The sequence below is a fragment of the Bradyrhizobium sp. Pha-3 genome, from assembly GCF_042258325.1.
Classification (GTDB): Bacteria; Pseudomonadota; Alphaproteobacteria; order Rhizobiales; family Xanthobacteraceae; genus Bradyrhizobium; species Bradyrhizobium elkanii.
Window position 1 is genome coordinate 6,607,152 of record NZ_CP170151.1, and the last position, 15,374, is coordinate 6,622,525.

Below are 15,374 nucleotides of genomic sequence, written 5' to 3' on the forward strand. Positions count from 1 at the left end.
TTGCGGTCAATGACGTCCGCTCAGTTCATCGGGCCGCGGCCCGTTTCCTTCAGGAACTCGTCGATCAAGGGCTGGCCGACGCGCGAGGCGACGTCCTTGTAGACCGGCATCATCGCCTTGCGCATCGCCTCGTCCTGTTCCGGCGTCAGCTTGATGATCTCGCTCTTACCGCTCTTCTTGATCTCGGCGAGCGCATCGTCGTTCTCCTTGGCCGACTGGTTGTTGCCAAATTCCGTGGCTTCCTTCATCGCCTTCGAGAGCTGTTCGCGAATATCGGCCGGCAACTCGTCCCAGAACTTCTTGTTCACGACCACGACGTAGCCGATGTAACCGTGATTGGTCTCGGTGATATACTTCTGCACCTCATGCATCTTCTGGGTGTAGATGTTCGACCAGGTGTTCTCCTGGCCGTCCACCACGCCGGTCTGCAGTGCCTGGTATACTTCCGAGAACGCCATGACCTGTGGAATCGCTCCGAGCGAGCGGAACTGGGCTTCCAGCACCTTCGACGACTGGATGCGGAACTTGAGTCCCTTGTAGTCGGCCGGCGCGACCAGCTTCTTGTTCGCGCTCATCTGCTTGAAGCCGTTGTCCCAGTAGGCGAGACCGGTCATTCCCTTGGAATCCAGCTTCTTGAGCAGCTTGGCGCCCAGTGGGCCGTCGGTGACCTTCCGCAGCGTCTTCAGGTCGGGCAGGATGTAGGGCAGATCGAAGACTTCGAATTCCTTCACGCCGATCGGGCCGAACTTCGAGTTCGACGGCGCCAGCATCTGAACCGCGCCGAGTTGCAGCGCTTCGAGCTCTTCCTTGTCCTTGTAGAGTTGCGAGTTCGGATAGACCTCGACCTTCACCTTGCCGCCGGTGTACTTCTCGGCAAGCTCCTTGAACTTCTCGGCCGCTTGCCCCTTCGGCGTATTGGTGGCCACCACGTGGCTGAATTTGATGACGATCGGCGACTGCGCCGAGGCCTGTCCGACAAAGGTCAAAGCCGCGATCGACGCCGCAGCCAATATGAGTTTACGCATGTTTCCTCCCGCGTAATTGCGGAGCACGAACACCGGCCCCGGGGACATCCGGCCGCACCATTACAGACAAGCAACGACGATTGCCATTGCCCCTTTAGCAGGGGCTAATTGCGCCATTTGCTGCACTGCAAAATCCGATGCGGCGGTATCCCTTTCGGCTCTTGCGACCGTTCAATGACACCGCCCGCACGCTGTGCCCGGCCACGGCAATGAGGTCAATGCGAGGTTTGGCAATGGCGGGTTCGCGTGGCGCGAATGCTGCGCGTTTCTTGCCGGCTGTTGTCCCTGCGAAAGCAGGGACGACAGTGAGGATGAGTTGCAATTCAAGATGACAGACACGCGGTGTCATCACCCGCGCATGCCCTCCCCGGTCCGTTCGTCATTGCGGGCGACGCATCAGCGTCCAATGTCGCCTCGCCGCGCGGACGGAATCCGGTCGATCGGACATCATTCCTTCCGCAGGATCTTATCCATGGCCTTTCCACGCGCCAGCTCATCGATCAGTTTATCCAGGTAGCGAATTTCCCGCATGGTCGGCTCTTTGATTTCCTCAACCCTGACACCGCACACCACGCCCTTGATCGAGGCCCGCGAAGGATTCATTTCAGGCGCCTTTGCGAAGAACGTTTCGAAGTCGGTTTGTTTTTCCAACTGAGCTTCCAGCTCCTTCGGACCGTAGCCGGTCAACCAGGAGATCACCTGATCGACCTCCGCTTTGATGCGTCCCTTCTTCTCCGCTTTCGCGACGTAGAGCGGGTAAACGCTCGCGAAGCTCGTTGTATAGATCCGATGCTTGGCCATGAATTGCTCCGAACGTTCGTATTCCGGGGTCTCGACGAGGAAATATTAGTCCTGGGTTGAACCGGCATCGCCAATCCGAAGTGTCGCATGTGGCTGAGGGCATGGCGATGGCCTGTGCCTCCCGTTTCGTCCCCAGCGCTCGCCTGCGGCGGCGCTCATGCGTTGGCAGCAATCGCTCTACAGCGACGGCAACCGCTCTGGGGCAGCGCCACGCCTGATCCGTTAGATCATCACCATGTCCAATCCACGGACGGAAACATGGTGCGGCCCGCCAGGATCGAACATCAGGATCGAACGCAGGAGTTTTGAACGATGAACCAGATGATCCGCAATACTCAGGAGACAAGCATGAACCTCGACAATGTCTCGCACACCGGTCAGGCGGGGCCAAACGAGTTGGTGCCGTCGCGCTACGCGCTGAAGATCGGCGAGATCGACGTGCTGGTCGTCAGCGACGGGGTGCTGCCGCTGCCAACCAAGATGCTGGCACACAATGCCGAGCCGGCCGTCCGGGCAGCCTGGCTGGACGACATGTTCCTGCCGCCGGACGCGTTCGACTGGGCGCTGAACGTGGTCGTGGTGCGAAGCGGCGGGAAAACCATCCTCGTCGACGCCGGGCTGGGGTCGGACCCGGACCTGCACCTGCCGAAGGCCGGGCAGACGGTCAAGCGACTGGAGGCCGCCGGCATCGATCTTGGGTCCGTCACCGACGTGGTGCTGACCCACATGCACATGGACCATGTGGGCGGGCTGCTCGTCGAGGGCGTGAAGGAGCGGCTGCGTCCGGACCTGCGGATCCATGTGGCGGCTGCCGAAGTCAAGTTCTGGGAGGCGCCCGATTTCTCCCGCGTCTCGATGCCGCCGGGATTCCCGGACGCGCTTCGTGCGACCGCCAAGCGGTTCAGGAAAGAGTACCAGAGCCAGTTGCGGCTGTTCGACGAGGAGCACGAGGTGACGCCCGGAGTGGTCGTCCGTCGCAGCGGTGGCCATACCCCCGGTCACAGCGTGGTTCGCCTGGCGTCCGGCGGCGACCGGCTGACATTTGCCGGTGACCTTGTGTTCGCGGTCGGCTTCGAGCACCCAGAATGGCACAACGGCTTCGAGCACGATCCCGAGGAGGCGGCCCGCGCCCGGATCAGTCTGTTGCGGGAACTGGCGGCGAACCGCGAGCTGCTGGTTGCCACGCATATGCCGTTCCCGTCCGTTGGACATGTCGCGGTCGAGGGTGACGCCTTCCGTTGGGTGCCGGTGTTCTGGGACTACTGAGACCCTGTCGAGTTAGAGCCGAACCGGGGCGCGTACTCATAACGATCATGGGTGCGGGCTCCGGCTTCCGCGCGGCCCTTCTGAGCAAAGGTCGGTTACGGGCCACAAGCGGTCATTCCAGCCGGTCGAGAGCGAATTAGCTTGCCTTGCTTTGAGTCCTTTTGCACTCTCAGGCAAGGAGGCCGATGCATGAAGATAATGACCGTCGCGTGCGCTCTCGGAGCGGCCCTCGTGCTGTGCAACCTCGGGACGTCTGGTGCTGAAGCCCGGGCGCGGAAGGCACAAGTCGTTCATGAACCAAGGAGGGTCATTATCCCGACGCCCGTGATAAGGCCAACTCCGTGGGATTATTATATTGTTCCACGATATCAATATCGCCCTGAAGACGACCGGGTCGACCCATACGCCCCGCCCCTGGAGTCGTCGTGGCGCCTCTATGAGGCGTGGCGGTGGCCATACTGGTGGTGAACGGCGATCGCGCCAAACAGATCGCATTCCGAGTGGTGATTGTCCCCTGACGGACGGGGACTAGTGTGCTGAATGCGAAGTTCGTGCGATTTCGCGGCAGCCACTTTCACGAACTTCGCATTCATAAAGCACACTGGAATCATAAGTTTGCTAGTGTCCTTATCGAATCCGAAGTTCGCTTCGAAGGTGCGGCAAATGATGCGAACTTCGGATTCGGGACACTAGCTGTGAAGTTGCGCGTTGAGGCCGTCCCAATTTGGCGTACGTCTGGTTGCCTCAAGAGCGCCGCTCTGGGAATTCCGACGAAAAAGCAGGCCGTTCTGGCCCGAGAGTTCTTTGGCTTTCAGCACTCGGCCATCTTCCAAAAGGATGCGCGCGCCTGCCGTGACATAACAGCCCGCTTCGACGATACAATCGTCACCCAATGAAATGCCGATACCGGCGTTGGCTCCGATCAGGCAGCGCTCGCCAACTGCAATCCTCTCTTTCCCTCCTCCGGACAGAGTGCCCATGATCGACGCACCGCCACCAACGTCGCTGCCGCTTCCGACAACCACACCGGCGCTGATCCGGCCTTCGACCATGCAGGGACCGAGCGTACCCGCGTTAAAATTGCAAAAGCCTTCATGCATGACGGTTGTGCCCGGAGCCAGATGGGCTCCGAGCCTTACGCGATCCGCATCTGCAATTCTCACCTCCGCAGGCGTCACATAATCAGTCATGCGCGGAAACTTATCCACGCCAGTCACCTCAAACGCGAGGGCGCGCTTTCGTGCTTCCATTCGCGCGTCCGGTACACGAGAGCACTCACAGGGACCGAGGGTCGTCCAGGCAACGTTAGGTAAAAGACCGAAAACTCCCTCGAGGTTCAGGCAATTCGGCTGGACGAGCCTGTGGCTCAGCAGATGGAGTCGAAGATACGCGTCGTGCACGTCAGTCGGCGCAGATGCAAGGGAGCCAATTTCCGTACGGATTGGAACGATGTCGACATTGCGAATGTCGTCGTGTCGCGCATATCCGTCCGCCGACTCGCCCAACGATCTCCTGACCTCGTCGCTCGCCAGCCGCACCGTTGCCGCCTTGTCGGCCTCCGCAACCAGGCGCAGCTGAAGAAACCAGGAATCCAGCACGCGACCGTCAGCTGCAATCGTTGCAAATCCCTCGCCTCTCGCGCCCCTCAGTTCCATCGCCATTCGAATGTCTCACACTACGATCCTGCACGTCATGCATACGCGAGTTTTCGTGGAAATGGCAACTTCCGGACCCTCAAACACCTCCGCTTGGGGCAACGGGCGACATGCGTCCACGCCGCAGCGACGTCCGCTCTTATGCTCTGAGCGGATACCGATCGACGGTGCCTGCGGTGCCGTGTCGGGCGAGCGAGTAGCCGGGTCGGCCGGTTCGCCCTCCACGCTTCGTCCCGGGACCGCTACTCCGCCGCGGTCCGGATATCGATCTTCTCGGCGCGGACCGCGCAGAACTTGAACTCCGGAATCTTGCCGAACGGATCGAGCGCCGGGTTGGTCAACAGGTTCGCCGCCGCCTCCGCGTAGCAGAACGGCATGAAGACCATGTTCTCGGGCACGTCGCGGTCGGCACGTACCTTGACCTCGACCGCGCCGCGGCGCGTCTCGAGACGGATGAAGTCGCCAGGCGCGAGTCCCTTCTTGCGCATGTCCTTCGGGGTCATGAACGCGACCGCTTCGGGCTCGATCTGGTCGAGCACCTGGGCACGGCGCGTCATCGAGCCGGTGTGCCAATGTTCGAGCACGCGGCCGGTCGACAGCACCATCGGGTACTCGTCGTCGGGCAACTCGTCCGGCGGGATCACCTTGGCCGGCACGATCTTGCCGCGGCCGCTCTCGGTCGGGAAACCGGTGGTGAAGATGATCTCATTGCCGGGCTTGTCGGGATCGTCGACCGGATAGGTCACCGCGCCCTCGCGCACCAGGCGCTCCCAGGTGATGTTCTTCAGCGACGGCATCAGCTCGGCCATCTCGGTGAAGACCTCGCCCGGCCCCGCATAATTCCAGGGCAGCCCCATCCGCTTGCCGATCTCCTGGATGATCCAGAGATCCTGCCTTGCATCGCCCGGCGGCTTGATTACCTCGCGCGCCAGCTGCACACGGCGGTCGGTGTTGGTGAAGGAGCCGGACTTTTCGGCGAACGCCGAAGCCGGCAGGATGACGTCGGCGTGGAACGCGGTCTCGGTGACGAAAAGGTCCTGCACGACGAGATGATCGAGCTTGGCCAGCGCTTCGCGCGCGTGCTGCAGGTCGGGATCGGACATCGCCGGATTCTCGCCCTCGACATACATGCCGTGGATTTCGCCGGCGTGGATTGCATTCATGATCTCGACGACGGTCAGCCCGCGCACCGGATCGAGCTCCTGCCCCCACAGCTTCTCGAAGGCGCCGCGCATGTCGTCGCGGCCGACCGGTTGGTAGTCCGGCAGGAACATCGGGATCAGGCCGGCATCGGAGGCGCCCTGCACGTTGTTCTGCCCGCGCAGCGGATGCAGCCCGGTGCCGGGGCGGCCGACCTGGCCGGTGATCAGCGCCAGCGCAATCAGGCAGCGCGCATTGTCGGTGCCGTGGACGTGCTGGCTGATGCCCATGCCCCAGAAGATGATCGACGATTTGGCGCGGGCATAGGCGCGCGCAACCTCGCGCAGCGTCTCCGCTGGAATGCCGCAGATCTGGGACATGCGCTCCGGCGTGAACTCCTGGATCTTCGCCTTCAGCTCGTCATAGCCCTCGGTATAGCCGGCGATGTACTGCTCGTCGGTCAGGCCTTCGGTGATGATTGTGTGGATCATCGCGTTCAGCATCGCGACGTCGCTGCCCGGTTTGAATTGCAGATGCTCGGTGGCGTGGCGCGACAGCGTCTGCCGGCGCGGGTCCATCACATAGAGCTTGGCGCCGCGCTTGGCGGCGTTCTTGATGTAGGTGGCGGCGACCGGATGGTTCACGGTCGGATTGGCGCCGATCACCCAGATCACCTCGGCGTCGGCCGCGGCCGCGAACGGCGCCGACACCGCGCCGGAGCTCAATCCCTCGAACAGCGCCGCCACCGACGAGGCGTGGCACAGCCGCGTGCAGTGGTCGACATTGTTGGAGCCGAAGCCGGTGCGCACCAGCTTCTGGAACAGATAGGCTTCCTCGTTCGAGCCCTTGGCCGAGCCGAAGCCGGCCAGCGCCTTGGCGCCCTTCTCGTCGCGGATCTTGCGCAAGCCCGCCGCGGCGAGGTCGAGCGCCTCTTCCCAGGATGCTTCGCGGAAATGGGTGTAGGGATTGGCCGGATCGACCTGGTCGTTGGCATCCTTCTTGACGCCGGGCAGCCGCACCAGCGGCTTGGTCAGGCGATTGGGGTGATGGATGTAGTCGAAGCCGAAGCGGCCCTTGACGCAGAGCCGGTTGTGATTGGCGGGGCCATCGCGGCCTTCCGCATAGATCACCTTCTCGTCCTTGACCTGGTAGGTGACCTGGCAGCCGACGCCACAATACGGGCAGAGCGAATCCACCTTCTTGTCGGGATAGGTGACGCGGGTCTGCTTGTCGTCAAGCATGACGGCCGGCATCAGGGCGCCGGTCGGGCAGGCCTGCACGCACTCGCCGCAGGCGACGCAGGTCGATTCGCCCATCGGATCGTCGAAGTCGAACACGATCTTGGCATCGTGGTTGCGGTAGGCCATGCCGATCACGTCGTTGACCTGCACCTCGCGGCACGCCCGCACGCAGAGACCGCACTGGATGCAGGCGTCGAGATTGACGCTCATCGCCGGATGGCTGGTGTCGGCGTGCCAGCGCTCGGTCGCGGGAAAGCGGCTTTCGGTCACGCCGGTCTTCTCGGCCCAGTGCCAGAATTTCGAGTCCGGATCGTGCGAAGTCTCGCGCGCCGGCTGGTCCGCCACCAGCAGCTCCATCACCATCTTCTGCGCCGCGACGGCGCGCTGGCTGGCCGACTTCACCTTCATGCCGACCGTCGGCGTCCGCTTGCAGGACGCCGCCAGCACGCGCTCGCCTTCGATTTCGACCATGCAGGCGCGGCAGTTGCCGTCCGGCCTGTAATCCGGCGCGGGCGAATAGCACAGATGCGGGATCTCGGTGCCCTGGCGCTTGGCGACCTGCCAGATCGTCTCGCCGGCCCGCGCCTCGACCTGCCGGCCGTCGAGCTCGAACTGAATCGTCAGGCCTGAGTTCTGATTGTTGCTCATTCAAATCCTCGTCGAAATTCGTCTGCTCGGCCTCGCCTACTCGGCGGCTTGCTGCGGACGAAAGCCGTCCGGAAAATATTTGATCACTGAGGTCAGCGGATTGGAGGCCGCCTGACCGAGGCCACAGATCGACGCATCGCGCATCGCCTGGCTCAATTGGTCGAGCAGTTCCTTGTTCCAGACCGGCTGCTGCATCAACAGCGCCGCCTTCTCGGTTCCGGCGCGGCACGGCGTGCACTGCCCGCAGCTCTCGTCCTCGAAGAACTTCATCAGATTCAGCGCGGCGTCCCTGACGTCATCGACCTGCGAGAGCACGACCACGGCGGCGGAGCCGATGAAGCAGCCATATTTCTCCAGCGTGCCGAAATCGAGCGGGATGTCGTCCATCGACGCCGGCAGGATGCCGCCGGATGCACCGCCCGGCAGATAGGCCTGCAAGGTATGGCCGTCGGCCATGCCGCCGCAGAACTCGTCGATCAACTCGCGCAGCGTGATGCCGGCGGGAGCGAGCTTGACGCCGGGATCCTTGACGCGTCCCGACACCGAGAAGCTGCGCAGGCCGTGGCGCTCGTTGCGGCCGTGGCTCTTCCACCAGTCGGCGCCCTTCTCGACGACATCGCGCACCCACCACAACGTCTCGATGTTGTTGATCAGCGTCGGCAGGCCGAACAACCCGACCTGGAACGGATATGGCGGCTTGTGCCGCGGCAGGCCGCGCTTGCCCTCGATCGATTCCAGCAGCGAGGATTCCTCGCCGCAGATATAGGCGCCGGCGCCGCGCCGCAGATGCAGCGTCGGACCACCCGGCGGGAGCTTTGCGATCTCGCGCGCGAGGATCTCGCGGCAGGCCGGGTACTCGTCGCGGATATAGATGTAGACTTCGGGCGCCTCGACCACGTGGGCGCCGATCAGCATGCCCTCGAGGAAGCGATGCGGATCGGTCTCGAGATAATAGCGGTCCTTGAACGTGCCGGGCTCGCCCTCGTCGCCGTTCACCGCCATCAATCGCGGACCGGGTTCGCCGAGCACCGCGCGCCACTTGCGACCGGTCGGAAAACCGGCGCCGCCGAGGCCGCGCAGCGACGCATCGTCGAGCGCCTTCAGCAGGTCTTCGCGCGGCAACTCGCCCGAGCGCAGGCGCGCGAGCAGCTGGTATCCGCCGCCCGCCACATAGGCGTCGTAGCCGACATATGGCGGAAGGTGCACATGGGTGTCGCCGTTCTTCGCCGCCGCCAGCACATTGGTGACGGTCGCATGATCGACGAAGTTGTGGCCGACCTCGGCAGCGGGCGCGGTGTCGCAACGACCGACGCACGGCGCCCGCACGACGCGGATGCCGGGACCGGCGCGGTTCTGCAGATCCTTCAACAGCTGTTCGCCGCCGAGCATCGCGCAGGTCAGCGAATCGCAGACGCGCACGGTGAGCGGCGCGATGTCAGGCTCGCCTTCCTTCACGATGTCGAAATGCGCGTAGAAGGTGGCGGTCTCGAACACTTCGGCGAACGACAGCTTCATCTCGTCGGCGAGCGCGGCAAGATGCGCCGCCGAGATCTGATGGTATTTGTCCTGGATCAGATGCAGATACTCGATCAGGAGGTCGCGCCGCCTCGGACGATCGGCGAGCAGCGCCTCGATCTCATGGGCGGCCACAGGGTCGACCTGGCGTCCCTTGGGCGTGGCCTTCGCTCGCTTCCTGCCCTGTCCGGGATGCTCGAACGCACGAACCTTGTGAACGTCGTCTCGACTCATAAAGCCTCGCCTTGGGAACCACGCTTTGCGTGAATTGCACTGCTTCGACGGACTGTATTCTCTGGTATGCCAGAGGCAAGCAGTTTTAGAACGCCTCTAGCAGCGTCGGGTTGCCGCGTAGGCCGTTGTTTATGTTTGCCTATCGGGCGATCTGATTTTGCTATCGCGCGCTCGTCGCGCTGCGCGGTCTCGACCGCGTTTCAGCTCTCACAGCAGGTCGGCGTAGCCGAGAAACCCGACGGCATCGCCAGGTTCAACCCGCACCACGGACTCGCCGAGTTCGACCAGTCCATCGGTCTCGATCAGCGACGACAGCAGGCCGGCTCCCTCGCGAGGAAACTTGTTCGCTTCCAGCGCACCGTCCGCCGCCCGTCGAAGCGAGACGCGGACATATTCGCGCCGCCCGCTCTTCTTCTTGTAGCTGAAGGCGGCCCGCACCGGCATCGGCAGCAAGGGGGACGGCACCGCGCCCGACAGCGCCAGCACGGTCGGCCGCACGACATGGACGAAGGTGACGAAGCTCGCCACCGGATTGCCGGGCAGACCGATCAGCGGGGTGCCGTCGATGATTCCCATCGCCACCGGGCGGCCGGGCTTGATCGCCATCCGCCACAGCACCAGCGAGCCCGCCTGTTCGATGCCGGCCCTGACGTGGTCCTCTTCGCCGGTCGAGACCCCGCCCGTGGTCAGGATCAGGTCGTAGCGCCGCGCGACCTGCTTGAGCGCAGCGGCGAGCTCGGCCCGCTCGTCGCGCAGGATGCCGAGATCGCCGACCTCGCAACCAAGCCGCCGCAACATCGCCATCAGCATGAAGCGGTTGGAATCGAACAGCTGCGCTTCGGTGCGCGCGCTACCGGGCGCAGCCAGTTCGTCTCCGGTCGAGAACACCCCGACGCGCAGCCGCCGCACCACATCGAGCGTGGTGAGCCCGAAGGCCGCGGCGACCGCGATATCCTGCGGGCGCAGGCGCCGTCCCGATGCCAGCGCGACGTGGCCGCGCGGAATGTCCTCGCCGGCCGGGCGCACATTGGCGCCGACCTTCAGGCCGGACGGCAGGATCACGTTTCCCGCATCGTCGATCCGCACGTCTTCCTGCATGAACACGGTGTCGGTGCCATCGGGCATCGGCGCGCCGGTGAAGATCCGCACCGCCTGGCCCGCCTGCGCCGGCTGCGCCGACGCTCCCGCCTGCACCCGCCCGGCAACGGGGAATGCGCGCTCGCCGCTCGCCGGCAGGTCCGCGCCGGATACCGCGTAGCCGTCGACGGCGGAATTTCTGAACGGCGGCAGCGCAAGCGGCGCGACAATGTCGCCGTCCAGGATGCGTCCGTCCGCATCCACCAGGGCAACGGCTTCGGTCTCGCCGACGGGCTTGACCCGCGCGGCGATGATCGCGACGGCTTCGTCGACCGACATCATCGGTCCGCCGAACGCGAAGCAGTCGTCCGAAAGCTGCGCCATGATCTCCCTCAGTCCTCGGCCATCGACAAGATTTGTTCGACCCAGATCCGAACTGCGCGTTATCCTTAAAGCCGGACCGATCGATGGCAGTTCCCGCGACGCGGCGGAGGGTCGCCAGTCAGTCTCCGAACGTGCTTATATCCCCAGCTCCGTTGTCATGTGAACCCATTCGGACGTCCAGCAGTGACCGAGAAAACCACCGCTCCCATCATTATTCCTGATCCGGACGATCCGCGCCTGACGGAGCGCGTGGTCGGCGTCGATCAGACCGGCGCACGGACCGAGATCAAGGTGCCGGTCGAGCGGCCGCTGACGCTGTACCTCAACGCGCAGGAGATCGTCACGATGATGACGATCAACGACTATCCCGAATACCTCGCGCTCGGCTACCTGCTGAACCAGAACATGCTCAAATATGACGACGTCGTCACCGAGGTCGAATATGACGACGATCTCGAGGTCGTCGTGGTGCGCACCGCGCACCACACCAATTTCGAGGCTAAGCTGAAGAAGCGCACGCAGACTTCGGGATGCGCCCAGGGCACGGCGTTCGGCGACCTGCTCGAAGCCGTCGAGAAGGTCGCGCTGCCGAAGGCCGAACTGCGGACCTCCTGGCTCTACCGGATGACGCACACCATCAACACGATGCCGTCGCTTTATCTGGAAGCCGGCGCCATTCACGGCTGCGTGCTGTGCAAGGAGGCGACGCCGGTGTGCTACACCGAGGACGTCGGCCGGCACAACGCCGTCGACAAGATCGCGGGCTGGATCTATCGCCACAATGTCGATCCGGCCGACAAGATTCTCTACACCACCGGCCGACTGACCTCGGAGATGGTGATCAAGACGGTGCGGATGGGGATCCCGATCCTGGTCTCGCGCTCCGGCTTCACGGCATGGGGCGTCGATCTGGCGCGGCAGGTCGGCCTGACGCTGGTCGGGCGCGCCCGCGGCAAGCGCTTCATCGCGCTGTCCGGCCAGGAGCGGATCGTCTACGACCAGAACCTCGACTATGTCGAAGAAGAATCGATGCGTCACAAGCGCAAGGGCGAGACCGACAATGACTGATATTCCGGGGACCGCCGTCCCGGGCGTGCTGCTCGCCGGCGGCCTCGCGCGGCGGATGGGCGGCGGCGACAAGCCGATGCGCAAGATCGCGGGCCGCACCATTCTGCAACGGGTGATCGACCGTCTCGCCCCGCAATGCAGTGGGCTGATCATCAATGCCAATGGCGACCCGGCGCGATTTGCCGCGTTCGGCCTTCCGGTCGTCGCCGACGATGTCGCCGACTATCCCGGTCCCCTCGCCGGCATCCTGGCCGCGCTCGACTGGACCGCCGCCAACCGGCCCGATGCGCAATGGGTGCTCAGCGCCGCAGGCGACTGTCCGTTTCTGCCGCGCGATCTCGTCACGCGCCTCGTGCAGGCACGCGCGGCTGACAATGCCGAGCTCGCGGTCGCTTCATCCGGCGGGCAGACGCATCCCGTCATCGGCCTCTGGAGCGTCCGCCTGCGGAATGAATTGCGCCAGGCGCTGGTCGTCGAGGACGTGCGCAAGATCGACCGCTGGACCGCGCGCTATCCGCTCGCAACGGTCGAGTGGCCGACCGAGCCGCTCGATCCGTTCTTCAATGCCAATACCGTCGAGGACATCGCGGAAGCCGATCGCCTCGCCGCGCTCGACGGCGGATGATGACCGCCGACCGCCCGGATCAGCTCGGCCACGGCGTGTTGCGAATCCGGGTGCAGGCATTCGGCCGGTGAAAGGCGGGATCGCGCTCCGCGACGAAGTCGAAATTGACGGTGCCGAACGTGGTCTGCGGCTTCTTCAGGGCCGAGCAGGTCTGTACCTCGATGAACTCGTTCTTGAAATCGCCGCGGGGAAACGCGGCAAGGACGCTGTCGCGCTGCTCGGCCGTATAGTCATCGTATCCGACGCCGACGGCATCGACCAATACGCCCGCATTGGTGAGCGCGATTTCCGGCCGCATGTATTGCGGAATGCCGGGCGTGGTGTGCAAGGCGATCGCTTCCCACACCAGGTCCGCCTTGGGCTCGGCGATGCCGTGGCTCCTGAGAAACTTGCGCGCCGCATCGGCGCCGTCGACTTCGAACCGTTTGGCCTCGGTATGAAAATGATCGACAAGGCCGAGATCATGAAACAGCGCGGCAACATAAAGCAGTTCAGGGTCGAACTTCAGATTTTGCCTGGCGCCCTTGAGCGCGCCGAACACAAACACGCGGACCGAGTGATTGAACAACATTTCGGTCTCGTATTGCCGCACCAGCTCGGCGGCCTCCCGCGCGATCTTGCTGTCCGGGATTCGAATGCCGGAAATCGTGTCCGCCATCATCGCACTCCTGCCCTAAGTAGCGTGCCGGAAGGATGCACTGGACGGCCAAGGGCGTCGCGATTCATGCGCGCCGGCACTCCGCTGCAGTGAATCTTACCCACTACCTAATCCGCGAAGCGGCAACCGGAAGGCCCCCGCTGCATGAAGATTCTTCAGGGAGATCGTGAGGCTGGTGCAATACGGAAGGCGCGATCGGGCTCAGCCGATCGCGTCTGGCCTGATCCGGGCGAAGCCTGACCGGAAGCAGCCGGCACAGGCTCCGCTGGGTCGCGGCGGTCAGTGACCCGCAGCGATCCGGGTCGGGCTGCAGGCGTCGTCCTGCGCGTTGTTGCCGCCGTCGTGGCCACGGCCATTATCCTTCATTCGGCCGTGATCGCCATCGCAATTGACGGGAGCGAACGACACGCCGCGATAGACCATGCCGAACGCCGCCGGCACAACGACGTCAAAGACTTCGTTCGCCGGAAGCGTCGTCGCCGCGACCTTGTCCGTGATGGCGACCACCTGATTCGGATCGGCGCCGGGCTCGACCGAGTTGCCCACGGTCGACGTCACCGCGAAAAGCGTCGCGGTGCCGTCGCGGTTGACGCGGCCGGTGATGTTGCGCAGGCCGCCGGTTGCCGGATCGGTCGGGTAGCCATTGACATGATAGAGCGTGCCGAGGTTCAGGCCCTTCTGCAGCGTGTAGGCAAGGCTCCAGCTGCCGTTGGCATACACCCACTTCTGAAGGCCTGCGGTCGGTGACGTGGCGGCGTCGGCGAGATTACCGTCGCCTTCCTGGGCGACATAAAGCGTCGTCGCGTTAGCGAACCAAATGCCAAAGGGATAGAAGCCGTTCGCGCCTGAGTTTGCCGAGGGATTGCTCGGGAAACCCGGAAGAATGCTGAACGCCGTCGAGGCGGCGGTCTCGCGGGTCGGCAGCACGCCCGGCTGGCCGACCTGATAGACCGTGTTGATGCCGTTGCTGCCGCTGCCTTTGGTGACGTAGAGCGTGTTGCCGGAGATCGCGAGACCGCGGAAATTATCGTCCTTGCCGGACTTGTCAGCGGCAAAGCCAAGCTGGGCAACCGAGAAGCCGAACTGGAAGCCATTCTTGCTGCCGGGCGTGCCCTGCTGCACGCCAACCACGGCATCGGAACCATCGACACCGGGCGTTGCGAGCTGCACACCGGTGTCATTGACGACAAGCACCGGCTGGGTGCCGCTGCCGTTGCCGGCATTGCCGACCGTGAAATACTGGTCGGCCTGGGTACCATTGACCTTGTTGGCGCGGATCGCGCCGCGGCCATTGTCGCCGCTATAGATGTTGACCTTGGTCCGGTGCAGCGAGCCGTCGAAATCCAGCTCCGCGACGACGCGCGCATGCACGCCGGTGTCCGGATTGGTGGGGTCGACGTGGTTCGGCGAGTTGGAGTTGGAGACGTCCAGTTGGTTCACCGCCGCGTCGTAGCCCATGAACGTCACGGCCATGCCGTCGGGCGACAAATGCAGCGACAGTTCAGACTTGGAGCTGAAGCTCGTCACCGCCACATCCGCCGGGACGGTCAGCGCGCCGATTTCGCGCAGGCGACGGCCTTCCATATGAAATTTCTTGATCACGACCGGCGCGGTCACGCCGAAGTTCGAATCGACGGCCACGTTGTTGAAGACCCCCGGATAGCTGCCGTCGGCCACAGCCGTCGCGCCGGTCGGCAGCGTCTGGCCTACGGTAACGGTCGATGGGTTGCCCGCGTAGACTGCGGTGCTGATCAGCAATTCGTGCGGATTGCCCGCGGTCTGGGACAGTGCCGGATGGACCGCAAAAAGCGCCGGTGAGAGCGCCGTGCCCGCGATCAGGCGCCGGACAATGGCGCGGCGAAATGTTTCCGGAGTTGTTTGCGATTTGGCGATTGATTTGAACATGCGAAGACCCCCCATTTTTTGAAAGTTGGAATGGGTTCCTCATACGGGGCCGATCACAACACTCGTGTGACAGATTGCCGCAGCTCGTGTTCACGTTCCGGAAATCTCGCGGCTCGCGTGCCCGCCGATGCG

Annotated in this window: 11 protein-coding genes; 3 read left to right on the forward strand and 8 right to left on the reverse strand. The window is 63.8% G+C overall.

Annotation, left to right across the window (positions count from 1 at the left end):
- Positions 1 to 20: 20 nt before the first annotated feature.
- Together ACE10X_RS31660 and ACE10X_RS31665 are read right to left on the reverse strand one after the other, a co-directional pair.
- Positions 21 to 1,025 (reverse strand): TRAP transporter substrate-binding protein, encoded by a 1,005-nt coding sequence (locus ACE10X_RS31660; RefSeq protein ID WP_038383478.1) that lies wholly within the window; start codon positions 1,023 to 1,025, stop codon positions 21 to 23.
- 447 nt (positions 1,026 to 1,472) lie between these two features.
- Positions 1,473 to 1,826 (reverse strand): DUF2200 domain-containing protein, encoded by a 354-nt coding sequence (locus tag ACE10X_RS31665; RefSeq protein WP_038383422.1) that lies wholly within the window; start codon positions 1,824 to 1,826, stop codon positions 1,473 to 1,475.
- 312 nt (positions 1,827 to 2,138) lie between these two features.
- Between ACE10X_RS31665 and ACE10X_RS31670 the strand changes: the two genes are divergently transcribed.
- Positions 2,139 to 3,092 carry an MBL fold metallo-hydrolase gene (locus ACE10X_RS31670; protein ID WP_038383421.1) on the forward strand — a complete coding sequence of 318 codons (954 nt, stop codon included), beginning with the start codon at positions 2,139 to 2,141 and terminating at the stop codon, positions 3,090 to 3,092.
- A gap of 689 nt (positions 3,093 to 3,781) precedes the next feature.
- Here the strand turns inward: ACE10X_RS31670 and dapD are convergent.
- The 4 genes from dapD to glp form a co-directional block, all read right to left on the reverse strand.
- Positions 3,782 to 4,753 (reverse strand): 2,3,4,5-tetrahydropyridine-2,6-dicarboxylate N-succinyltransferase, encoded by a 972-nt coding sequence (dapD, locus tag ACE10X_RS31675; protein ID WP_375763365.1) that lies wholly within the window; start codon positions 4,751 to 4,753, stop codon positions 3,782 to 3,784.
- Positions 4,754 to 4,989: 236 nt separating this feature from the next.
- On the reverse strand, positions 4,990 to 7,776 hold the full coding sequence (fdhF, locus tag ACE10X_RS31680; protein WP_375763366.1) for a formate dehydrogenase subunit alpha: 2,787 nt from the start codon (positions 7,774 to 7,776) through the stop codon (positions 4,990 to 4,992).
- A gap of 36 nt (positions 7,777 to 7,812) precedes the next feature.
- Complete coding sequence (locus ACE10X_RS31685; protein WP_304557625.1) at positions 7,813 to 9,525, reverse strand: NAD(P)H-dependent oxidoreductase subunit E; 1,713 nt, start codon at positions 9,523 to 9,525, stop codon at positions 7,813 to 7,815.
- Positions 9,526 to 9,732: 207 nt separating this feature from the next.
- Positions 9,733 to 10,986, reverse strand: coding sequence for a gephyrin-like molybdotransferase Glp (glp, locus tag ACE10X_RS31690; protein WP_038383415.1), 1,254 nt, complete (start codon positions 10,984 to 10,986; stop codon positions 9,733 to 9,735).
- A 183-nt stretch (positions 10,987 to 11,169) separates the two neighbouring features.
- Between glp and ACE10X_RS31695 the strand changes: the two genes are divergently transcribed.
- Both ACE10X_RS31695 and mobA read left to right on the forward strand, forming a co-directional pair.
- On the forward strand, positions 11,170 to 12,054 hold the full coding sequence (locus ACE10X_RS31695) for a formate dehydrogenase accessory sulfurtransferase FdhD (RefSeq protein ID WP_038383414.1): 885 nt from the start codon (positions 11,170 to 11,172) through the stop codon (positions 12,052 to 12,054).
- Positions 12,047 to 12,679, forward strand: a complete 633-nt coding sequence (mobA, locus tag ACE10X_RS31700) for a molybdenum cofactor guanylyltransferase MobA (RefSeq protein ID WP_375763367.1) — start codon at positions 12,047 to 12,049, stop codon at positions 12,677 to 12,679. The genes ACE10X_RS31695 and mobA overlap by 8 nt, the downstream gene beginning before the upstream one ends.
- 19 nt (positions 12,680 to 12,698) lie before the next feature.
- Here the strand turns inward: mobA and ACE10X_RS31705 are convergent, their stop codons facing one another.
- Positions 12,699 to 13,337 (reverse strand): HD domain-containing protein, encoded by a 639-nt coding sequence (locus ACE10X_RS31705; protein WP_038383418.1) that lies wholly within the window; start codon positions 13,335 to 13,337, stop codon positions 12,699 to 12,701.
- 279 nt (positions 13,338 to 13,616) lie between these two features.
- The gene (locus tag ACE10X_RS31710) at positions 13,617 to 15,242 is read right to left on the reverse strand and encodes a hypothetical protein (protein ID WP_051002862.1); all 1,626 of its coding nucleotides are present in this window, start codon (positions 15,240 to 15,242) and stop codon (positions 13,617 to 13,619) included.
- Positions 15,243 to 15,374 lie beyond the last annotated feature (132 nt).

Bases quoted from the DNA above. Each gene is read 5' to 3' on its own strand.
- ACE10X_RS31660 (WP_038383478.1), bottom strand. From the start codon at position 1,025: ATGCGTAAACTCATATTGGCTGCGGCGTCGATCGCGGCTTTGACCTTT.
- ACE10X_RS31665 (WP_038383422.1), bottom strand. From the start codon at position 1,826: ATGGCCAAGCATCGGATCTATACAACGAGCTTCGCGAGCGTTTACCCG.
- ACE10X_RS31670 (WP_038383421.1), top strand. From the start codon at position 2,139: ATGAACCAGATGATCCGCAATACTCAGGAGACAAGCATGAACCTCGAC.
- dapD (WP_375763365.1), bottom strand. From the start codon at position 4,753: ATGGCGATGGAACTGAGGGGCGCGAGAGGCGAGGGATTTGCAACGATT.
- fdhF (WP_375763366.1), bottom strand. From the start codon at position 7,776: ATGAGCAACAATCAGAACTCAGGCCTGACGATTCAGTTCGAGCTCGAC.
- ACE10X_RS31685 (WP_304557625.1), bottom strand. From the start codon at position 9,525: ATGAGTCGAGACGACGTTCACAAGGTTCGTGCGTTCGAGCATCCCGGA.
- glp (WP_038383415.1), bottom strand. From the start codon at position 10,986: ATGGCGCAGCTTTCGGACGACTGCTTCGCGTTCGGCGGACCGATGATG.
- mobA (WP_375763367.1), top strand. From the start codon at position 12,047: ATGACTGATATTCCGGGGACCGCCGTCCCGGGCGTGCTGCTCGCCGGC.
- ACE10X_RS31705 (WP_038383418.1), bottom strand. From the start codon at position 13,337: ATGGCGGACACGATTTCCGGCATTCGAATCCCGGACAGCAAGATCGCG.
- ACE10X_RS31710 (WP_051002862.1), bottom strand. From the start codon at position 15,242: ATGTTCAAATCAATCGCCAAATCGCAAACAACTCCGGAAACATTTCGC.